Origin of the sequence: Pseudarthrobacter sp. efr-133-R2A-89, from assembly GCF_030209315.1 — a bacterium.
Classification (GTDB): domain Bacteria; phylum Actinomycetota; class Actinomycetes; order Actinomycetales; family Micrococcaceae; genus Arthrobacter.
The window spans coordinates 177010-191635 of sequence record NZ_JARVSE010000010.1; the positions used below are offsets into that span (position 1 = coordinate 177010).

Here is a 14626-nt window from a genome sequence, read left to right on the forward strand (position 1 = left end):
GTCAGTTTCCTTCCTGGATAGTGACGTTGCTGAAGGTGCCATCGATCCGCACCACCAGGTGGTTGCCGGGTTTGTCCGTGTTGTAGCTGCTCTCGCGGGTGGTGGTCCCGCCGCGCTGGCCCGTGGCCTCGTTCAGGTTGCCCATGGTCATGTCCGCCTTGATATCCACGGGCACGTTCTGCGGGATCACCACGGTCACGTTGCTGGCGGTGATATCGAGCGGAACCACGACGTCGGAGGTCAGGGGGGCGGAGGGGGACAGGTCCGTGAGGTTCACGGTTCCCCGTCCGGCCGTGATGTCGATGCCGCCGCGCGCCTCCTCGATGCTGGCGGGATTCCAGTCCACCTGCTGGAAGCGCATCCTGCCGTCGTTCGCCACGTTGTAGACGCCGCCGGTAACCAGGGCGATCACGGCGAACAGGCTCAGGATCCCCGAGGTCCGGCCGCGCAGTCCCGCCACCAGGATGCCAAGGCCAAGGACTGCCGCGGCGCTGGCCCAGACAATCGCGTTGCCGGAGCCGCCAAGGTCGATGACATGCCCGGCGTCCAGAGCCTTGAGGCCCCCGCCCACCAGCAGGGCAGAGCCGGCGGCGATGGCGACGGCGGGGGCACCCGGTCCGGCCGGCCGGGGCTTGGGCGGCCGCGGCGGAACCCACGGCGCCGGGTATCCGGTCCCGCCGGGAACCCCGCCGCCGGGACCGCTGGGGCCGCCGGTCCCTCCGAACGCCCCCGGGCCATTCCCTGCGGGCCCGCCGGCGGTGCCGCCGCCATAGGCGGGCGCCGGAGGGAACCCCTGGGTTGGGCCGGACGGGGTGGCCGCGGAGAATGACGACGTGTGTTCGGAACCGGGCCGTCCCGCTGTGTACGGCACCCCCGGAGCCGCCGGAGCATGGCCCGCCACGGTGGGACGTGCCTTGTTGCGCTGGGAGAGGTGGTAGATCAGGAAGATCGCACCGGCCACCCAGAACACGGTCCAGAGGAGGCCGCTCAAGCCGTTATGGCTCCATCCCCAGAAACCTCCGCCCAGGCCGGTAAATCCGAGGACGGTGGCGATCAGTGCGCCCGTCATGCCACTGGACCAGCGGCCCGCGCCGGCTTCTTGGACATGGATCCTGCCGTCGGGTTCCGGGAGGAAGGCCCAGGCCAGGCCGTAGAGCAGTACGCCGATGCCTGCCAGGAGGGTCAGGACAATGAGGGCGCCGCGGATGATGATGGGGTCCACACGGAGCCGGTGGGCTATGCCGCTGCAGACGCCGCCGATCCAGCGGTCGCTGCCACGGGAGATGCCCTGGCTGCGGATCCAGCCGAAGAAGTCGCTTGAGGCTGCTGGCGGGGTGGGGCCGGCGTGGAAGGCATAGCCCTGTGCCGGGTCGGCAGTGGGGGGAGCGGTGGGGCCGCCCTGCGAACCGGCGGGTCCGTCCTGGGCGGGGCCCGACTCCGGGCCGGTAGGATTCGCGTTTGAGGCCGGCAGCGGCTCGGTGGGCTGCTGGCTGCCGGAACCGGGCAACAGCCCGGCTGGGTGTTCGTCGTCGGGGGAAGGGGTCTGCGAGTTCATACCTCGATCCTCCCGTCCGGGCCCGGCGCCGCTCTACTGGGGGAAACCCTGAACGGTCCCTGAGCCACCCCCGGGAAAGCGCAGAACCCGGTCCGGGCTACCCTGATCCATGCTTGGATTGATCCATGACAACCCTCCCGGCGCGGCCGCCCCTGGCCCGCAGCAGTGACCGGGTCATCGCCGGTGTGTGCTCCGGCCTGGCCCTGCACCTCGGGTGGCCCGTGAAGACCGTCCGCTGGGGCATGGTCCTCGCGTCCTTCGCGGGCGGGGCCGGCCTGGTGTTTTACGCGTGGCTCTGGATTATGGTTCCCACCGCGGATGAGGCTGCCCGGCGCAATACCCGCCGCCCGGCGTCGCCCATTGCCCCGGCGGTGAGCCGGCCCCCCGCCGCAACAACGGACGACGACGGAACCCCCTCGGGTGCCACAGGTTCCGTCCCGGGCGGTACGGTCCCACCCCCCGGCGCTCCCTGGTTCAGGGTGCGGGGGATGCGCTATGGCAAGGAGATCCTGCTCGGTAGCGGGCTCCTGCTGGTCGCCGGGATCATGATCGCCCAGTTGCTGGGCGTGGATGTGTCCCTGGGCACCCTCATCCCCGCCGCCGCCGTCCTGGGTGGCGCCTCGATCGCTTGGATGCAACTGGACGAGACCCGACGGGCGGGACTGGTGGACAAGACCAAAGCGGACCAGGCCGGCGGCTGGGGCCGGTTGGCAGCGGGGCTGGCACTGGTGGTCGCCGGTGTCCTGGTGATGGTGTCCGGCTCGGGTTCCTGGGAACAGACGTGGCTCGCGCTGCTGGCTTCCGTGGCCGTCCTGGGCGGCGTGGTGCTGGTCTTGCTGCCGTGGGCCTTGAAATTTTGGCGGGACCTCGAAGCCGAGCGCGCGGGCCGCATCCGGGAAACGGAACGCGCGGAGATCGCCGCCCACCTGCACGACTCGGTCCTGCAGACGCTCGCCTTGATCCAGCGGCGGGCGGGCAACGAGCACGACGTCGTCCGCCTGGCCCGCGCGCAGGAGCGCGAGTTGCGTGGCTGGCTCTTTCAGGACCACGGACGGGAAAGCGGGCAATTGTCGGACCGGATCAAGGCCGCAGCCGCCGAGGTGGAGGACCTGCTTGGCAACGCTGTGGAGGTGGTCACGGTGGGTGACGCCGCCATGACGGAGGCCCACGAAGCCTTGGTCCAGGCCAGCCGTGAGGCGATGCTTAATGCCTCCCGGCACGGCGGCGGAACAGTGTCCGTGTATCTTGAGGCTTCGGACGGGCAAGCCGAGATCTTCATCAAGGACAGGGGCCCCGGCTTTGAGCTGGGGAACGTTCCCTCGGACCGGCTTGGCGTCCGGGAATCGATCATCGGCAGAATGAAAAGGCATGGCGGCTCGGCTGCCATCCTCAGTACGGATGACGGCACCGAGGTTCGGTTGAGGCTGCCGGCAGCGGAGAACGCGGAAGGGAAACCATGAGCACCATCCAGGGAGCAGGGGGCGCAGCCGCCCGCCCGGCCAAATCCGTGCGGGTGGTGATCGTGGACGATCACGCGATCTTCCGCTCCGGGCTGAAGGCCGACCTCGACGCCAGCATCCAAGTGGTGGGGGAGGCCGCCACCGTGGAACAGGCCATCGCCGTGATCGCCGAGCAGCGGCCCGACGTCGTCCTCCTGGACGTTCACCTGCCCGGTGGGCTGGGCGGCGGCGGCCGGGAAGTCATCGCCGGCTCCGCGCCGCTCCTCTCCGCCACCCGCTTCCTGGCCCTGAGCGTTTCCGACGCCGCGGAGGACGTGGTGGCGGTGATCCGCGCCGGGGCCAGGGGCTATGTCACCAAGACCATTTCCGGTGCCGAGATCACCGATGCCGTGTTCCGGGTGGCCGGCGGCGACGCCGTGTTCTCGCCCCGCCTGGCCGGGTTCGTCCTGGACGCGTTCGGAACCGCCCCCGCGGACATTGCGGACGACGAGCTGGACAAGCTGTCCGCACGCGAACTGGAGGTCATGCGGCTCATCGCGCGGGGCTACAGCTACAAGGAAGTGGCCAAGGAACTCTTCATCAGCATCAAGACGGTGGAAACCCATGTGTCCGCGGTGCTCCGGAAGCTGCAGCTTTCCAGCCGCCACGAGCTGACCAAGTGGGCCGCCGAGCGCCGCCTCCTCTAACCAACGCCCGCTCACCTTTGACGCCTTAAACCCCAACGCCCGCTCACTTCCTCAAGGAAAGTGAGCGGGCGTCGGTGTCTAACCGGCCGGAAGTGAGCCGGCGTCTACTGGGCCTTGCCCAGGAAGTCCTGCAGGCGCTGGACGCCGGCGGCGAGGTCGTCATCGCCCAGTGCGTAGGAGAGGCGCACGAATCCGGACGGGCCGAACGCCTCGCCGGGGACCACAGCCACCTCTACCTCATCCAGGATCAGGGCGGCCAGCTCGGCAGACGTCTGAGGCGTGGCGGTGCCGGACGCGGTGGGGAATTCCTTGCCCAGCAGCCCCCGGACGTCCGCGTAGACGTAGAAGGCGCCCTTCGGCGTCGGGCATTCCACGCCGTCGATGGCGTTCAGGCCGGCAACGATGGCCTTGCGGCGGCGGTCGAAGGCCACCTTCATCTCATCGACGGCGGTCAGCGGACCGGACACGGCGGCGAGTGCGGCGATCTGCATGATGTTGGAGACGTTGGACGTGGCGTGCGACTGCAGGTTGGTGGCGGCCTTGATGACGTCGGCGGGGCCGATCATCCACCCCACGCGCCAGCCGGTCATCGCGTACGTCTTGGCGACGCCGTTGAGGATGACCACCTTGTCGCCAAGTTCTGGGGCCGCCGTGGCGATGGAGGTGAAGGGGACGCCGTCGTAGGTGAGGTGCTCGTAGATCTCGTCCGTGACAACCCAGAGGCCCTTTGCTGCGGCCCACTTGCCGATCTCAGCCACCTGCTCCGGCGAGTAGACAGCGCCGGTGGGGTTCGACGGCGAGACGAACAAGAGGATCTTCGTCTTGTCGGTGACAGCCGCTTCCAACTGCTCCACGGTTACCAGGTAGTCCTGCTCGGGCCCGGCGAAAACTTCCACGGGCACGCCGCCGGCCAGGCGGATCGCCTCGGGGTAGGTAGTCCAGAACGGGGTGGGCACGATCACTTCGTCGCCTGGATCCACCAGGGTGGCGAACGTGTTGTACACGGCCTGCTTGCCGCCGTTGGTGACCAGCACCTGCGAGGGGTCGACGGTGTAGCCGGAGTCCCGGAGGGTCTTTTCGGCAATGGCCTTCTTCAGCTCAGGCAGGCCGCCCGCGGGAGAGTAGCGGTGGTACTTGGGCTGGCCGGCTGCTTCGATGGCGGCCTGGACAATGTAGTCCGGGGTGGGAAAGTCGGGTTCGCCCGCGCCGAAGCCAATAACCGGACGGCCTGCTGCCTTGAGCGCCTTCGCCTTGGCATCAACGGCAAGGGTTGCGGATTCGGCAATTGCGGATATGCGCTTGGAAACGCGGGCGGCAGACATGGCAGGTCCGTTCTTCGCTTGCAGCCGGAAGGCTGGAATGTGGGTTTCGACGAGTTCTACTCTAAGCTGTTCAGCGGACCCTCCGGGGAGCCGGTTTGGATTTGTGACTGCTGACTGCTGCACAAGTCGGACCGGCCGGCGGATGGGCCGGGTCGGGCCGGTTTTACCTACGCGGACTTCTTGCGTAGACTGGTTCACCGGTGTTGAAACACGGATGATGGCGTGCGCCCCAGTTCAAACTGGTGCATGGGTCGTCAAAGAGTGGCATTCACTCCATAGGGTAGTGGCGCAATTGGTAGCGCAGCGGTCTCCAAAACCGCAGGTTGCAGGTTCGAGTCCTGTCTGCCCTGCGCAAGCTGTCTCCGGGCGAAAGCCCGGAGCAGGCGCAGCAACCATGGTTCTGATCAGGGCCGGGTAATCCACCATTGCAAAGATGAGCGAGGACCAGGTGACCGAAACAGCTGCCAGCAGCTCCAAGGGCCGCCCAGCTAAGAAGGAAGCCAAGGCAAGCTTCTTCGCCCGCATTGCTCTCTTTGTCCGCCAGATCATTGGCGAACTCAAGAAGGTTGTGGCCCCCACCCGCAAGGAACTGATCAACTACACGCTCGTGGTGCTGGTGTTCGTGGCCATCATGATGGTCATCGTCAGCCTGCTGGACATTGGTTTCGGAACCGCTGTCAGCTGGATCTTCGGCGGTACCGGCTCGACGGACAGCTAAGGCTGGATGGTCCGCAGGCCGAGTGTTTCATCCGGGAAACCGGAAGCGAAGCGCCGGCGTGCGGAATTGAGCCATTTAAATAGGCATGTTAGGCAATGAGGAAGCAGGAGACCAAGTGTCTGAGCAGGAGCTCGAGGTAACCGAGTCTGGGCTGGAAGAGTCCCAGGACGTCGCGGCAGAAGCCGGTGAAGAGTCCGAGGTTGAGTCCTTCGCGCCCGAATCCGACGACGCCGGCTCCGATGCTGACGGCGCCGCCGGTGAAGAAGCCGACGCTACGGAAGACGGCGACGACGAGTCCGCCGACGCCCTCGCCGCCGCAGCGGCCGCCGCAGCCGCTGATCCCGCCGAGGAATTCAAGGCCAAGCTGCGCCGCCAGGAGGGTGACTGGTATGTCATCCACTCCTACGCCGGTTACGAGAACCGCGTGAAGGCCAACCTTGAAACCCGCATCCAGACCCTGGACATGGAAGATTACATCTTCGAAATCCAGGTGCCCATGGAAGAGGTCGTGGAGATCAAGAACGCCCAGCGCAAGGTGATCAACCGCGTCCGCATCCCCGGTTACGTCCTGGTCCGCATGGACCTGACCGACGCCTCCTGGGGCGCCGTCCGCCACACCCCCGGCGTGACCGGCTTCGTGGGCAACGCCCACAACCCGGTCCCGCTGCGCCTGGACGAGGTCTTCTCCATGCTCGCCCCTGTCTTCGAGGAAGAGCAGGCCGAGAAGGGCAAGCCGGTCAACAAGCAGAACCAGGCTCCCGTGGCTGTCGACTTCGAGGTCGGCGAGTCCGTCATCGTCAAGGAAGGCCCGTTCGAGACCCTTCCCGCCACGATCTCCGAGATCAAGCCCGAGTCCCAGACCCTCGTGGTGCTGGTCTCCATCTTCGAGCGCGAAACGCCCGTCACCCTGGCGTTCAACCAGGTCACCAAGATCTGACCAACCGAGAATTCGTTCCGGCACCGCCCGCTTAGCGGCACCGGAACGGCCGGCCGCCTTGCCATGGCGGCCACAAACCTGAGGCACGCTCCTGTGCCCCAGGACGTTATTGAGAGAAGGACCCTACATTGGCTCCCAAGAAGAAGGTCACCGGCCTCATCAAGCTGCAGATCCAGGCAGGTGCCGCCAACCCGGCCCCGCCGATCGGTCCCGCGCTTGGCCAGCACGGTGTCAACATCATGGAATTCTGCAAGGCGTACAACGCTGCGACGGAAGCCCAGCGCGGAAACGTCATCCCCGTGGAAATCACGGTCTACGAGGACCGTTCCTTCACGTTCATCACCAAGACCCCGCCGGCTGCAGAGCTCATCAAGAAGGCTGCAGGCGTTGCCAAGGGTTCATCCACCCCGCACACCGTCAAGGTTGCCAAGCTGACCCAGGCCCAGGTCAACGAGATCGCCTCCACCAAGATGGAAGACCTCAACGCCACCAGCCTCGAAGGCGCAGCCAAGATCATCGCCGGCACCGCCCGCTCCATGGGCATCACCGTCGAGGGCTAACCACCCTTCCCGCTGTCCGGCGTCAAGGTAATTGACGACGACGGGCGGCACCGCCGGGACACCGGCACCAAACACAATGAAATGTCGGGCATCCGGGCCGGATAACGAACCGGACCACCGACTGTGGCAGGGCCCAGCGCGGTCCGCAGACCACAACTGCACAAGGAGAAATAAGCAGCATGGCAAAGCGCAGCAAAGCATATGAGGCAGCAGCCGCCAAGATCGACGCGGAGAAGCACTACGCACCGTTCGAGGCAGTAACGCTGGCCAAGGACACCAACCCGTCCAAGTTCGACGCAACCGTCGAGGTGGCTTTCCGCCTGGGCGTTGACCCCCGCAAGGCCGACCAGATGGTCCGCGGTACGGTCAACCTGCCCCACGGTACCGGTAAGACCGCCCGCGTCCTGGTCTTCGCCACGGGCGACAAGGCTGAGGCAGCAATCGCAGCCGGCGCCGACTTCGTTGGTTCCGACGACCTGATCGAAAAGATCGCCGCCGGCTGGACCGACTTCGACGCAGCCGTTGCCACCCCTGACCTCATGGGCAAGGTTGGCCGCCTCGGTAAGGTCCTTGGTCCGCGTAACCTGATGCCGAACCCGAAGACGGGCACCGTGACCCCCGATGTCACCAAGGCCGTCAACGACATCAAGGGTGGAAAGATCGACTTCCGCGTCGACAAGCACTCCAACCTGCACTTCATCATCGGCAAGGTGTCGTTCGACGCCATCAAGCTGGCCGAGAACTACGCAGCAGCCCTGGAAGAGGTCCTTCGCCTGAAGCCGTCTGCTGCCAAGGGCCGCTACATCCAGAAGGCCACCGTTGCCACCACGTTCGGTCCCGGCATCTCTGTCGACCCCAACGTCACCAAGGTGCTCACCGAGGCCTAGTCCTTGATGAAAGTTCCTGCCCCGGGCTGAGCCCGGAGCATCAGGAGCCCGCCCCGACGCGCGTGCGCCGGGGCGGGCTCCTTTGTTGTCCGGCGTATTTGCCTAAGCTGGCTGCATGGATAATCAGGATGCCCCCGGCGTCCCGCCCTGGCCTGTACCTGGCGCACTGGTGATTGCCGCCGTCGTGATCCCTGCCGCCGGAAGCGGCCCGGGTCCTTCCGGTATGTTGGCGGACTTCCGGGAATGCCAGGCCATGCGGGCGGCGGAGGACTTGGCCGTGTGGGGAACCCTGGAGCGCTGCCTTACAGACAAGGAGGCGCTTGAGTACTGGCGTGGCAACCCGTATGAAGAACGGCATCTCTTCCTGGCCCGGATCGGCAGTGAACCGGTGGGCCTGTGCTCGGTGACCTTCCCGTTGCGGGACAACACGGCCACGGCGGGCATCGAGGTCCTGGTGGTTCCCCGCTGGCGACGCCGGGGGATCGGGCGTGCGCTGCTGGGCCATGCCGAAGCCGTGGCCCACGCCCGCGGCCGGTCATCCCTCGGCGGCTTCCATGAAATACCCCTGGGCGCTTCGGGACATGGCACCGGTGTTCTGGCCGCGAAGTCCGGGACCGGACACTTGCCACTGGACCACCCCGCAACCGCGTTTGCCGTGTCCGCCGGCTACCGGCTGGAACAGGTGGAACGCTCCAGCCGGCTGGCCCTGCCCGTGCCCGGTGACCGGCTGGCCCGGCTGGAAGCGGAAGGGCTCGCGCATGCAGAGTGTTACACGCTAACGGCCTGGAATGATCGTTGCCCGGAAGAGCTTGTTGCCGCCTATGCACGGCTCAAGGTCCGGATGAGCACGGATGCCCCCACCGCGGGCATGGACTGGGAACGCGAGGACTGGGACGCCGCCCGCGTCCGGGAAGACGAATCGGCCCTTATCCGCAGTGGTGTCCAGTCTTCCGTGGCGGCCGCCGTGCACGGCCACACCGGCGAGCTGGTGGCGTACACGGTCCTGACCTGGCGCCCGGAGGTGCCGGAGTCGCTGATCCAGCAGGACACCTTGGTGGCGGCGGAGCATCGCGGGCATCGGCTGGGCATGCTGGTCAAGGCGGCCAACCTCCGGCGCGCGCAGGAAAAGTGGCCCCCGGCGCGCTCGGTCCTGACATGGAATGCCAGCGAAAACCAGCATATGCTGGCGATTAATACCGCACTTGGATTCAAGCCCGCTGGCTATGAAGGTGAGTGGCAGAAACGGCTGGGATGATGCCCGAATGGCGATAGACGTAAAGATCGAACAGCTGTGGATTCCGGATTCCCTGGACACCCCGGACGCAGCCGACTTCCTGGCCGCCGTCGAAGTGGGCCGCAAAGTGCGGATGCAGACCTGGGGGAGTGACGATCTCGCCTACGGTCCGCTGGAGAAACTCCTTGAGTTCGCTGATCCCTATGAGCGGCAGCTGATCCTCGTCGCCAAGGTGGACGGAGACATCGTGGGCACTGTGGACATCGCGCTGCCGCTGACGGACCACCTGGACCTCGCCGAACTCACCCTGGACATCCTGCCCGAGTTCCAGCGCCAGGGAGTGGGCCGGCGCCTGCTCGAGGCGGCCGAGCAGCTGGCCCGGGGCGAGGGGCGCACCATGATCCTGGTGGACACCAACCACCCCGGCGCATCGCTCCACGAATTTGGTCAGGCCCAGTTGGTCCCGGGCACTGGCCAGGGGTTCGTTCCCTTGGAAAGCCGGGAGGTGGAGTTCGCGCAGCGGACCGGCTACACACTCCAGCACATCGAGCAGTTCAGTTCCTGCCTGCTTCCCCTTGACACAAAACTGGTGGCAGACCTCCAGGCTGAGGCCGAGGAAGCCAACGCGGGCCGGTACCTGCTGCACCATTGGACGGACCGCTGCCCGGACCAGTGGCTGGAGGCCGTGGCTGTCCTGGAGAACCAGGCGGGTGCCGACGTCGACCCCTCCCTGGACGTGCCGGTTGAGCAGGACATGGTGTTCGACGGCGGGATCCTGCGTGAGGCCGAAGACGTCGCCATCGCGCAGGGAAGGCGGACGGTGGTCACCGCCGTGGAACACATCGCCACGGGATCGCTGGTGGGACTGACCACCATCACCGTGCTGGCCCACCGCGCCGACGTCGTTTTCCAGGACGATACTCTGGTCCTCCAAGAGCACCGCGGCAACAAGCTGGGCCTGCTGATCAAGGTGGCCAACATGGAGCGGCTCAGCGAGCAGTTCCCTGATGCCCGCATCATCTACACCTGGAATGCCCCCGAGAACCGGTACCTGCTCACGGTCAACAAGCAGCTTGGGTTCCAGACGGCAGGGGTGACGGGTATCTGGCAAAAGGAACTTCCCACCTTGCGGACCAGCACCAGTTGACGCCCGATTTGGCGTAGCGGCGCCCCCTCACGTAAGCTGGGAGTACCAAAGACCGTCGGTTGTTGGAAATCCACTCTCCTGTTCATGGCTCAACTCTGCAGTTGTGCGCCGGAGGTCACAGTAGGTTTCCGGACGAAGGACCCTCAACGCAGGGCGGCCGGCGCAGGTGAACGAAGCAAAGCTCCACGGCGAAGTCGTGTTGAGCCAAGCCCCGTGCATCTGCGCGGGGCGTTTTTAGTTTTAGCTCTCTTGAGCGGGGACCGTCGAATACCGGCACTATCCCCGGAAGGAGGGTTATGGCAACGCCTACCAAGGTTTCAGCAGTAGCTGAGATCACTAACGATTTCAAGGAATCGAACGCCGCTGTCCTGACCGAATACCGCGGGCTCACCGTTGCACAGCTCAAGCAGCTGCGTGTTTCTCTCGGCCAGGACACCAAGTTCGCGGTCGTCAAGAACACCCTGACCGCCATTGCAGCCAAGGAAGCCGGCGTCGAAGCATTCGACGGCCAGCTTGCCGGCCCCACTGCAATCGCGTTCATCAAGGGTGACGCAGTTGCCGCTGCCAAGAGCCTGACGGATTTTGCCAAGGCCAACAAGCAGCTGGTCATCAAGACCGGTTACTTCGAGGGCAAGGCATTGGACGCCACCGAGGTTGCAGCCCTGGCTGCCCTCGAGTCCCGTGAGTTGCAGCTCGCCAAGGTTGCGGGCGTCCTCAAGGCACCCGCCGCCGCAGCCGCACGCATCATCGACGCACTGCGCCTCAAGCTTGAAGAAGAGAACGGTGCACCGGCAGCTGCCGAAGCGCCTGCCGCTGAAGAAGCTCCCGCCGCTGAAGCCGAGGCACCTGCCGAAGCTGCCGCTGCCGAAGAGAACTAATTCTCTTTACCCCACCAGACTCCGGTGTCAGGCCCGGCTCCGCGCCGTTCGGACACCACAACAGGAAGGACGCCAACCATGGCGAAGCTCAGCAACGAAGAGCTCATTGAAGCTTTCAAGGAACTGACCATCATCGAGCTCTCCGAGTTCGTCAAGCTCTTCGAAGAGACCTTCGAAGTTACCGCCGCTGCTGTTGCAGTTGCCGGCCCCGCCGGTGGCGGAGCTGCTGAAGAGGTTGAAGAGAAGACTGACTTCGACGTCATCCTCGAATCTGCCGGTGACAAGAAGATCGCCGTCATCAAGGAAGTTCGCGCCATCACCTCCCTCGGCCTCAAGGAAGCCAAGGACCTGGTTGACAGCGCCCCCAAGGCTGTTCTCGAAGGCGCCAACAAGGAAGCTGCCGAGAAGGCCAAGGAGCAGCTCGAGGCTGCAGGCGCCACCGTTACCCTCAAGTAACAACGCCTTTTCCTCGGGAAACCCCGCCCCACTGCGAGCCAGTTGGGCGGGGTTTCCTGCTTTAAGCGGAGATGGAAGGGTCAGCCGGGATCTGAGATGTCGGCGACGACGGCACCCAGGGCTGCGGTCAGCGAGTCGGCGTCAACGAACGCACTGTAGCCGTGGGCTCCGGCGCCCATGGAGATCTTGCGTCCGGTGATCGTGGCGTCGGCATAAACAGGCCAGGCAGTGGTGCTGCCCAGCGGCGTGATGGTGCCACGCTCGTAGCCGGTCGCTTCCAGGGCAACGTCTGCCGGCGGCAGCGAGAGCTTATTGACACCCAGCAGCGACCGGAGTTTCGGCCAGGAAATCTGACGGTCGCCGGGAACCAGGGCGAACAGGAACGAACCGTCCTTGTGCTTGACCACCAGAGACTTCACAATGTCGGCCGGAGGGATGCCCAGGATATCGGCCGCCTCCGCGAGGCTGCGTGCCTGCGGACGTTCCACGACCTCAACGTGCAGGCCGCGCGCGGCGGCGTCGGCCATGAAACGTTCCCGCCCGACGCCGTCCGTTCCGTTTGCGGTCAGGCCCGCCATTAGTCGCGGTAGAGCAGGAGCGCTTCGCCCTGCCCCCCTCCACCGCACAGGGCCACCGCGGCCTTGCCCGTCCCGCGGCGCTTCAGCTCATGGGCGGCGTGCGCGGCCAGCCGGGCTCCCGAAGCCCCGATCGGATGCCCCAGGGCGATCGCCCCGCCGTGGATGTTGCACTTTTCGAGGGGGTAGTCCAGGTCCTTGAGCGACTGCACGGCAACGGAACCGAAGGCCTCGTTGATTTCGATGAAGTCCAGGTCGGCCGTGCCCCAGCCGGCTTTGCCGAGGGCGTTCATGATTGCGTGCGACGGCTGTGAATGCAGGGAGTTGTCCGGTCCGGCAACCTGGCCCGGCTTCCCCACGACGGCCAGGTAGTCCAGGCCGTGTTCGTCGGCGTAGGCGCGGGAACAGAGCACCAGTGCGCTGGCGCCGTCGGACAGGGGAGAGGAGTTGCCGGCGGTGATGGTCCCGTCCGTAACGAAGGCGGCGCGCAGCCCGGCGAGCGACTCCACGGAGGTGTTGGGGCGCACGCCCTCGTCACTGTCCACCACCAGGGGCTCACCCTTCCGCTGCTTCACGCTGACCGGGGCGATTTCGCCGTCGAACGTTCCGTTCTTTGCCGCCAGGGCCGCGCGTTGGTGGGACTGTGCCGCCACGTTGTCCTGGGAGGTCCGGTCGATGCCCAGGGTGAGGTTGCGCGTCTCGGTGGACAACCCCATGGACTCGCCGTCGAAGGCGTCGGTCAAGCCGTCGTGGGCGGCTGCGTCCAGTGCTTGGATGGAGCCGTAGGTCCATCCCTGGCGGGACCCGGGGAGCAGGTGCGGGGCCCGGCTCATGGATTCCTGGCCGCCGGCCACCACCACGGCGGCTTCGCCGGCCCGGATCATGCGGGCGGCGTCGATCACGGCGGTGAGCCCGGAGAGGCATACCTTGTTGACCGTGACGGCGGGGACGTTCCAGCCGATCCCGGCGCCGATGGAGCTTTGCCGCGCAGGGTTCTGGCCGGCACCGGCCTGCAGTACCTGGCCCATGATCACGGCTTCCACATCGGCTGTATCGATGCCGCTGGCCGCCAAAGCAGCCTTGATGGCGTGGGTGCCGAGGTCCACCGCCGTCAGGCTGGACAGTTGGCCGTTGATGCGGCCCTGCGGGGTCCGCGCTGCTGCAAGGATGACAACGTCACTGTTGTCAGGAGAGTTGCCCATGGTCATCACTTTCAATCCGATTCAGGTGTAAGCCACCAAGGCTATCGTGAGCCTGGTCACCCATATACTCAAACGCCGGAACGCCTGTGGGCATTCCGGCGTCCCGGTTGCTGCAGGATTCCTCCCCTCCGGGCGGGCGGGCAGGGGAGAGGTCCCCATCCCGGAGTTGTGCACGACGGCGGCGGCTTGCGTAGGGTGGTGGGCGAGGCTTTCCAGGGGGACACCGGTTCCGGGGCCGTGACGGACGGAGCGAGAACTTGAAGACGACATTTGCCGCAGCAGCCCTTGCCGCCGCTGCCGCGCTCACCGGCTGCTCGGTATCGACACCGGCGCCGGCGGAGTCAACGCAGTCGTCCGCTTCGCCCTCGGTCCGGTCCAGCGATGCCAGCACGCCCCGTGCGTCAACAGGCGCCGGCAACGCGGCTGCGGGTGCCAAGGAAGCCTGCGAACTCTTCAACAAATTGTTCGCGGACTACGCTGCGGTTTCCCCCACCGATGCAAAGGGCTACGAGGACGTCTACTTGAAGGCCCAGGACGCCAAAGGCACCGTTTCCGGCGACCTTGAGGGACTCTTCGCCTCGCTCAGCCTGCTGGCGATCGACCACTCGGCTGCCGCGGAGTCCGGCGGCACGCCCGCCCAGGAGTCCAAGGACGCGGTGCGGGATGCCGTCTTCGCCAATTCGGGGACCTGCACGGCGGAAGGCGTCACGCTGCGCCTGTAGGGCGGCGGGTGCACAGCGCGAAAACGGTGCTTGCAATCCGGCCGGATGTGGGGTAGACACGTAGGTTGTTTTGCCGTATCGTAGATATTTGCGTCTTCCCTGTTTACCTTCAGCCTTCATATAGCGGTGGGCTTTGCCTGGCAGCTGGCAATCAACGTGCCGTGACAACGTCACAGCATCGTCAGCGCGGGTCCCGGGTCATATAGCGGAACCGGATGGTAGCGCTGCGGAGTCACTCCGCAGGGTGCACAGCGGGGGAGATCTGAAAACGCCTGAAGGTCTGTGGA

15 protein-coding genes and 1 tRNA gene are annotated in these 14626 nt (G+C 66.0%); 12 read left to right on the forward strand and 4 right to left on the reverse strand.

Annotated elements, in window-relative coordinates; all coding sequences use genetic code 11:
- Nucleotide 1: 1 nt before the first annotated feature.
- Nucleotides 2-1555, reverse strand: a complete 1554-nt coding sequence (locus tag QRM95_RS16585; protein WP_285248626.1) for a PspC domain-containing protein — start codon at nt 1553-1555, stop codon at nt 2-4.
- A 125-nt stretch (nt 1556-1680) separates the two neighbouring features.
- Between QRM95_RS16585 and QRM95_RS16590 the strand changes: the two genes are divergently transcribed.
- Together QRM95_RS16590 and QRM95_RS16595 are read left to right on the forward strand one after the other, a co-directional pair.
- Nucleotides 1681-3015 (forward strand): ATP-binding protein, encoded by a 1335-nt coding sequence (locus tag QRM95_RS16590; RefSeq protein ID WP_285248627.1) that lies wholly within the window; start codon nt 1681-1683, stop codon nt 3013-3015.
- On the forward strand, nt 3012-3701 hold the full coding sequence (locus QRM95_RS16595) for a LuxR C-terminal-related transcriptional regulator (RefSeq protein WP_285248628.1): 690 nt from the start codon (nt 3012-3014) through the stop codon (nt 3699-3701). Before QRM95_RS16590 ends, QRM95_RS16595 begins: the two co-directional genes overlap by 4 nt.
- Nucleotides 3702-3805: 104 nt before the next feature.
- Here QRM95_RS16595 and QRM95_RS16600 read toward each other — a convergent pair whose 3' ends face one another.
- A complete protein-coding gene (locus QRM95_RS16600; RefSeq protein WP_285248629.1) occupies nt 3806-5023 on the reverse strand; it encodes a pyridoxal phosphate-dependent aminotransferase in 1218 nt (405 codons plus the stop codon).
- Between the two features lie 277 nt (nt 5024-5300).
- Between QRM95_RS16600 and QRM95_RS16605 the strand changes: the two genes are divergently transcribed.
- From QRM95_RS16605 to rplL, 9 genes are all read left to right on the forward strand, one after another.
- Nucleotides 5301-5373, forward strand: a tRNA-Trp gene (locus tag QRM95_RS16605).
- An 83-nt stretch (nt 5374-5456) separates the two neighbouring features.
- Nucleotides 5457-5741 carry a preprotein translocase subunit SecE gene (gene secE, locus QRM95_RS16610; RefSeq protein WP_018760474.1) on the forward strand — a complete coding sequence of 95 codons (285 nt, stop codon included), beginning with the start codon at nt 5457-5459 and terminating at the stop codon, nt 5739-5741.
- 115 nt (nt 5742-5856) lie between these two features.
- Nucleotides 5857-6678, forward strand: a complete 822-nt coding sequence (nusG, locus tag QRM95_RS16615; RefSeq protein ID WP_285248630.1) for a transcription termination/antitermination protein NusG — start codon at nt 5857-5859, stop codon at nt 6676-6678.
- A gap of 128 nt (nt 6679-6806) precedes the next feature.
- Nucleotides 6807-7238, forward strand: coding sequence for a 50S ribosomal protein L11 (rplK, locus tag QRM95_RS16620; protein ID WP_018760472.1), 432 nt, complete (start codon nt 6807-6809; stop codon nt 7236-7238).
- Nucleotides 7239-7417: 179 nt separating this feature from the next.
- Nucleotides 7418-8125: a 50S ribosomal protein L1 gene (gene rplA / locus QRM95_RS16625; protein WP_018760471.1), complete on the forward strand. Its 708-nt coding sequence runs from the start codon at nt 7418-7420 to the stop codon at nt 8123-8125.
- Nucleotides 8126-8240: 115 nt separating this feature from the next.
- Nucleotides 8241-9380, forward strand: coding sequence for a GNAT family N-acetyltransferase (locus QRM95_RS16630; protein ID WP_285248631.1), 1140 nt, complete (start codon nt 8241-8243; stop codon nt 9378-9380).
- Between the two features lie 7 nt (nt 9381-9387).
- Nucleotides 9388-10506 carry a GNAT family N-acetyltransferase gene (locus QRM95_RS16635; protein WP_285248632.1) on the forward strand — a complete coding sequence of 373 codons (1119 nt, stop codon included), beginning with the start codon at nt 9388-9390 and terminating at the stop codon, nt 10504-10506.
- 296 nt (nt 10507-10802) lie between these two features.
- The gene (rplJ, locus tag QRM95_RS16640) at nt 10803-11384 is read left to right on the forward strand and encodes a 50S ribosomal protein L10 (RefSeq protein WP_285248633.1); all 582 of its coding nucleotides are present in this window, start codon (nt 10803-10805) and stop codon (nt 11382-11384) included.
- Between the two features lie 78 nt (nt 11385-11462).
- A complete protein-coding gene (rplL, locus tag QRM95_RS16645) occupies nt 11463-11840 on the forward strand; it encodes a 50S ribosomal protein L7/L12 (RefSeq protein ID WP_018760467.1) in 378 nt (125 codons plus the stop codon).
- 80 nt (nt 11841-11920) lie between these two features.
- On the opposite strand, the gene QRM95_RS16650 is transcribed toward rplL, so the two are convergent.
- Both QRM95_RS16650 and QRM95_RS16655 read right to left on the reverse strand, forming a co-directional pair.
- Nucleotides 11921-12418 carry an aminoacyl-tRNA deacylase gene (locus QRM95_RS16650; RefSeq protein ID WP_285248634.1) on the reverse strand — a complete coding sequence of 166 codons (498 nt, stop codon included), beginning with the start codon at nt 12416-12418 and terminating at the stop codon, nt 11921-11923.
- Nucleotides 12418-13617, reverse strand: a complete 1200-nt coding sequence (locus QRM95_RS16655; protein ID WP_285248635.1) for an acetyl-CoA C-acetyltransferase — start codon at nt 13615-13617, stop codon at nt 12418-12420. The genes QRM95_RS16650 and QRM95_RS16655 overlap by 1 nt, the downstream gene beginning before the upstream one ends.
- Nucleotides 13618-13874: 257 nt before the next feature.
- On the opposite strand from QRM95_RS16655, the gene QRM95_RS16660 reads away from it, so the two are divergent.
- Nucleotides 13875-14339, forward strand: coding sequence for a hypothetical protein (locus QRM95_RS16660; RefSeq protein ID WP_285248636.1), 465 nt, complete (start codon nt 13875-13877; stop codon nt 14337-14339).
- Nucleotides 14340-14626 lie beyond the last annotated feature (287 nt).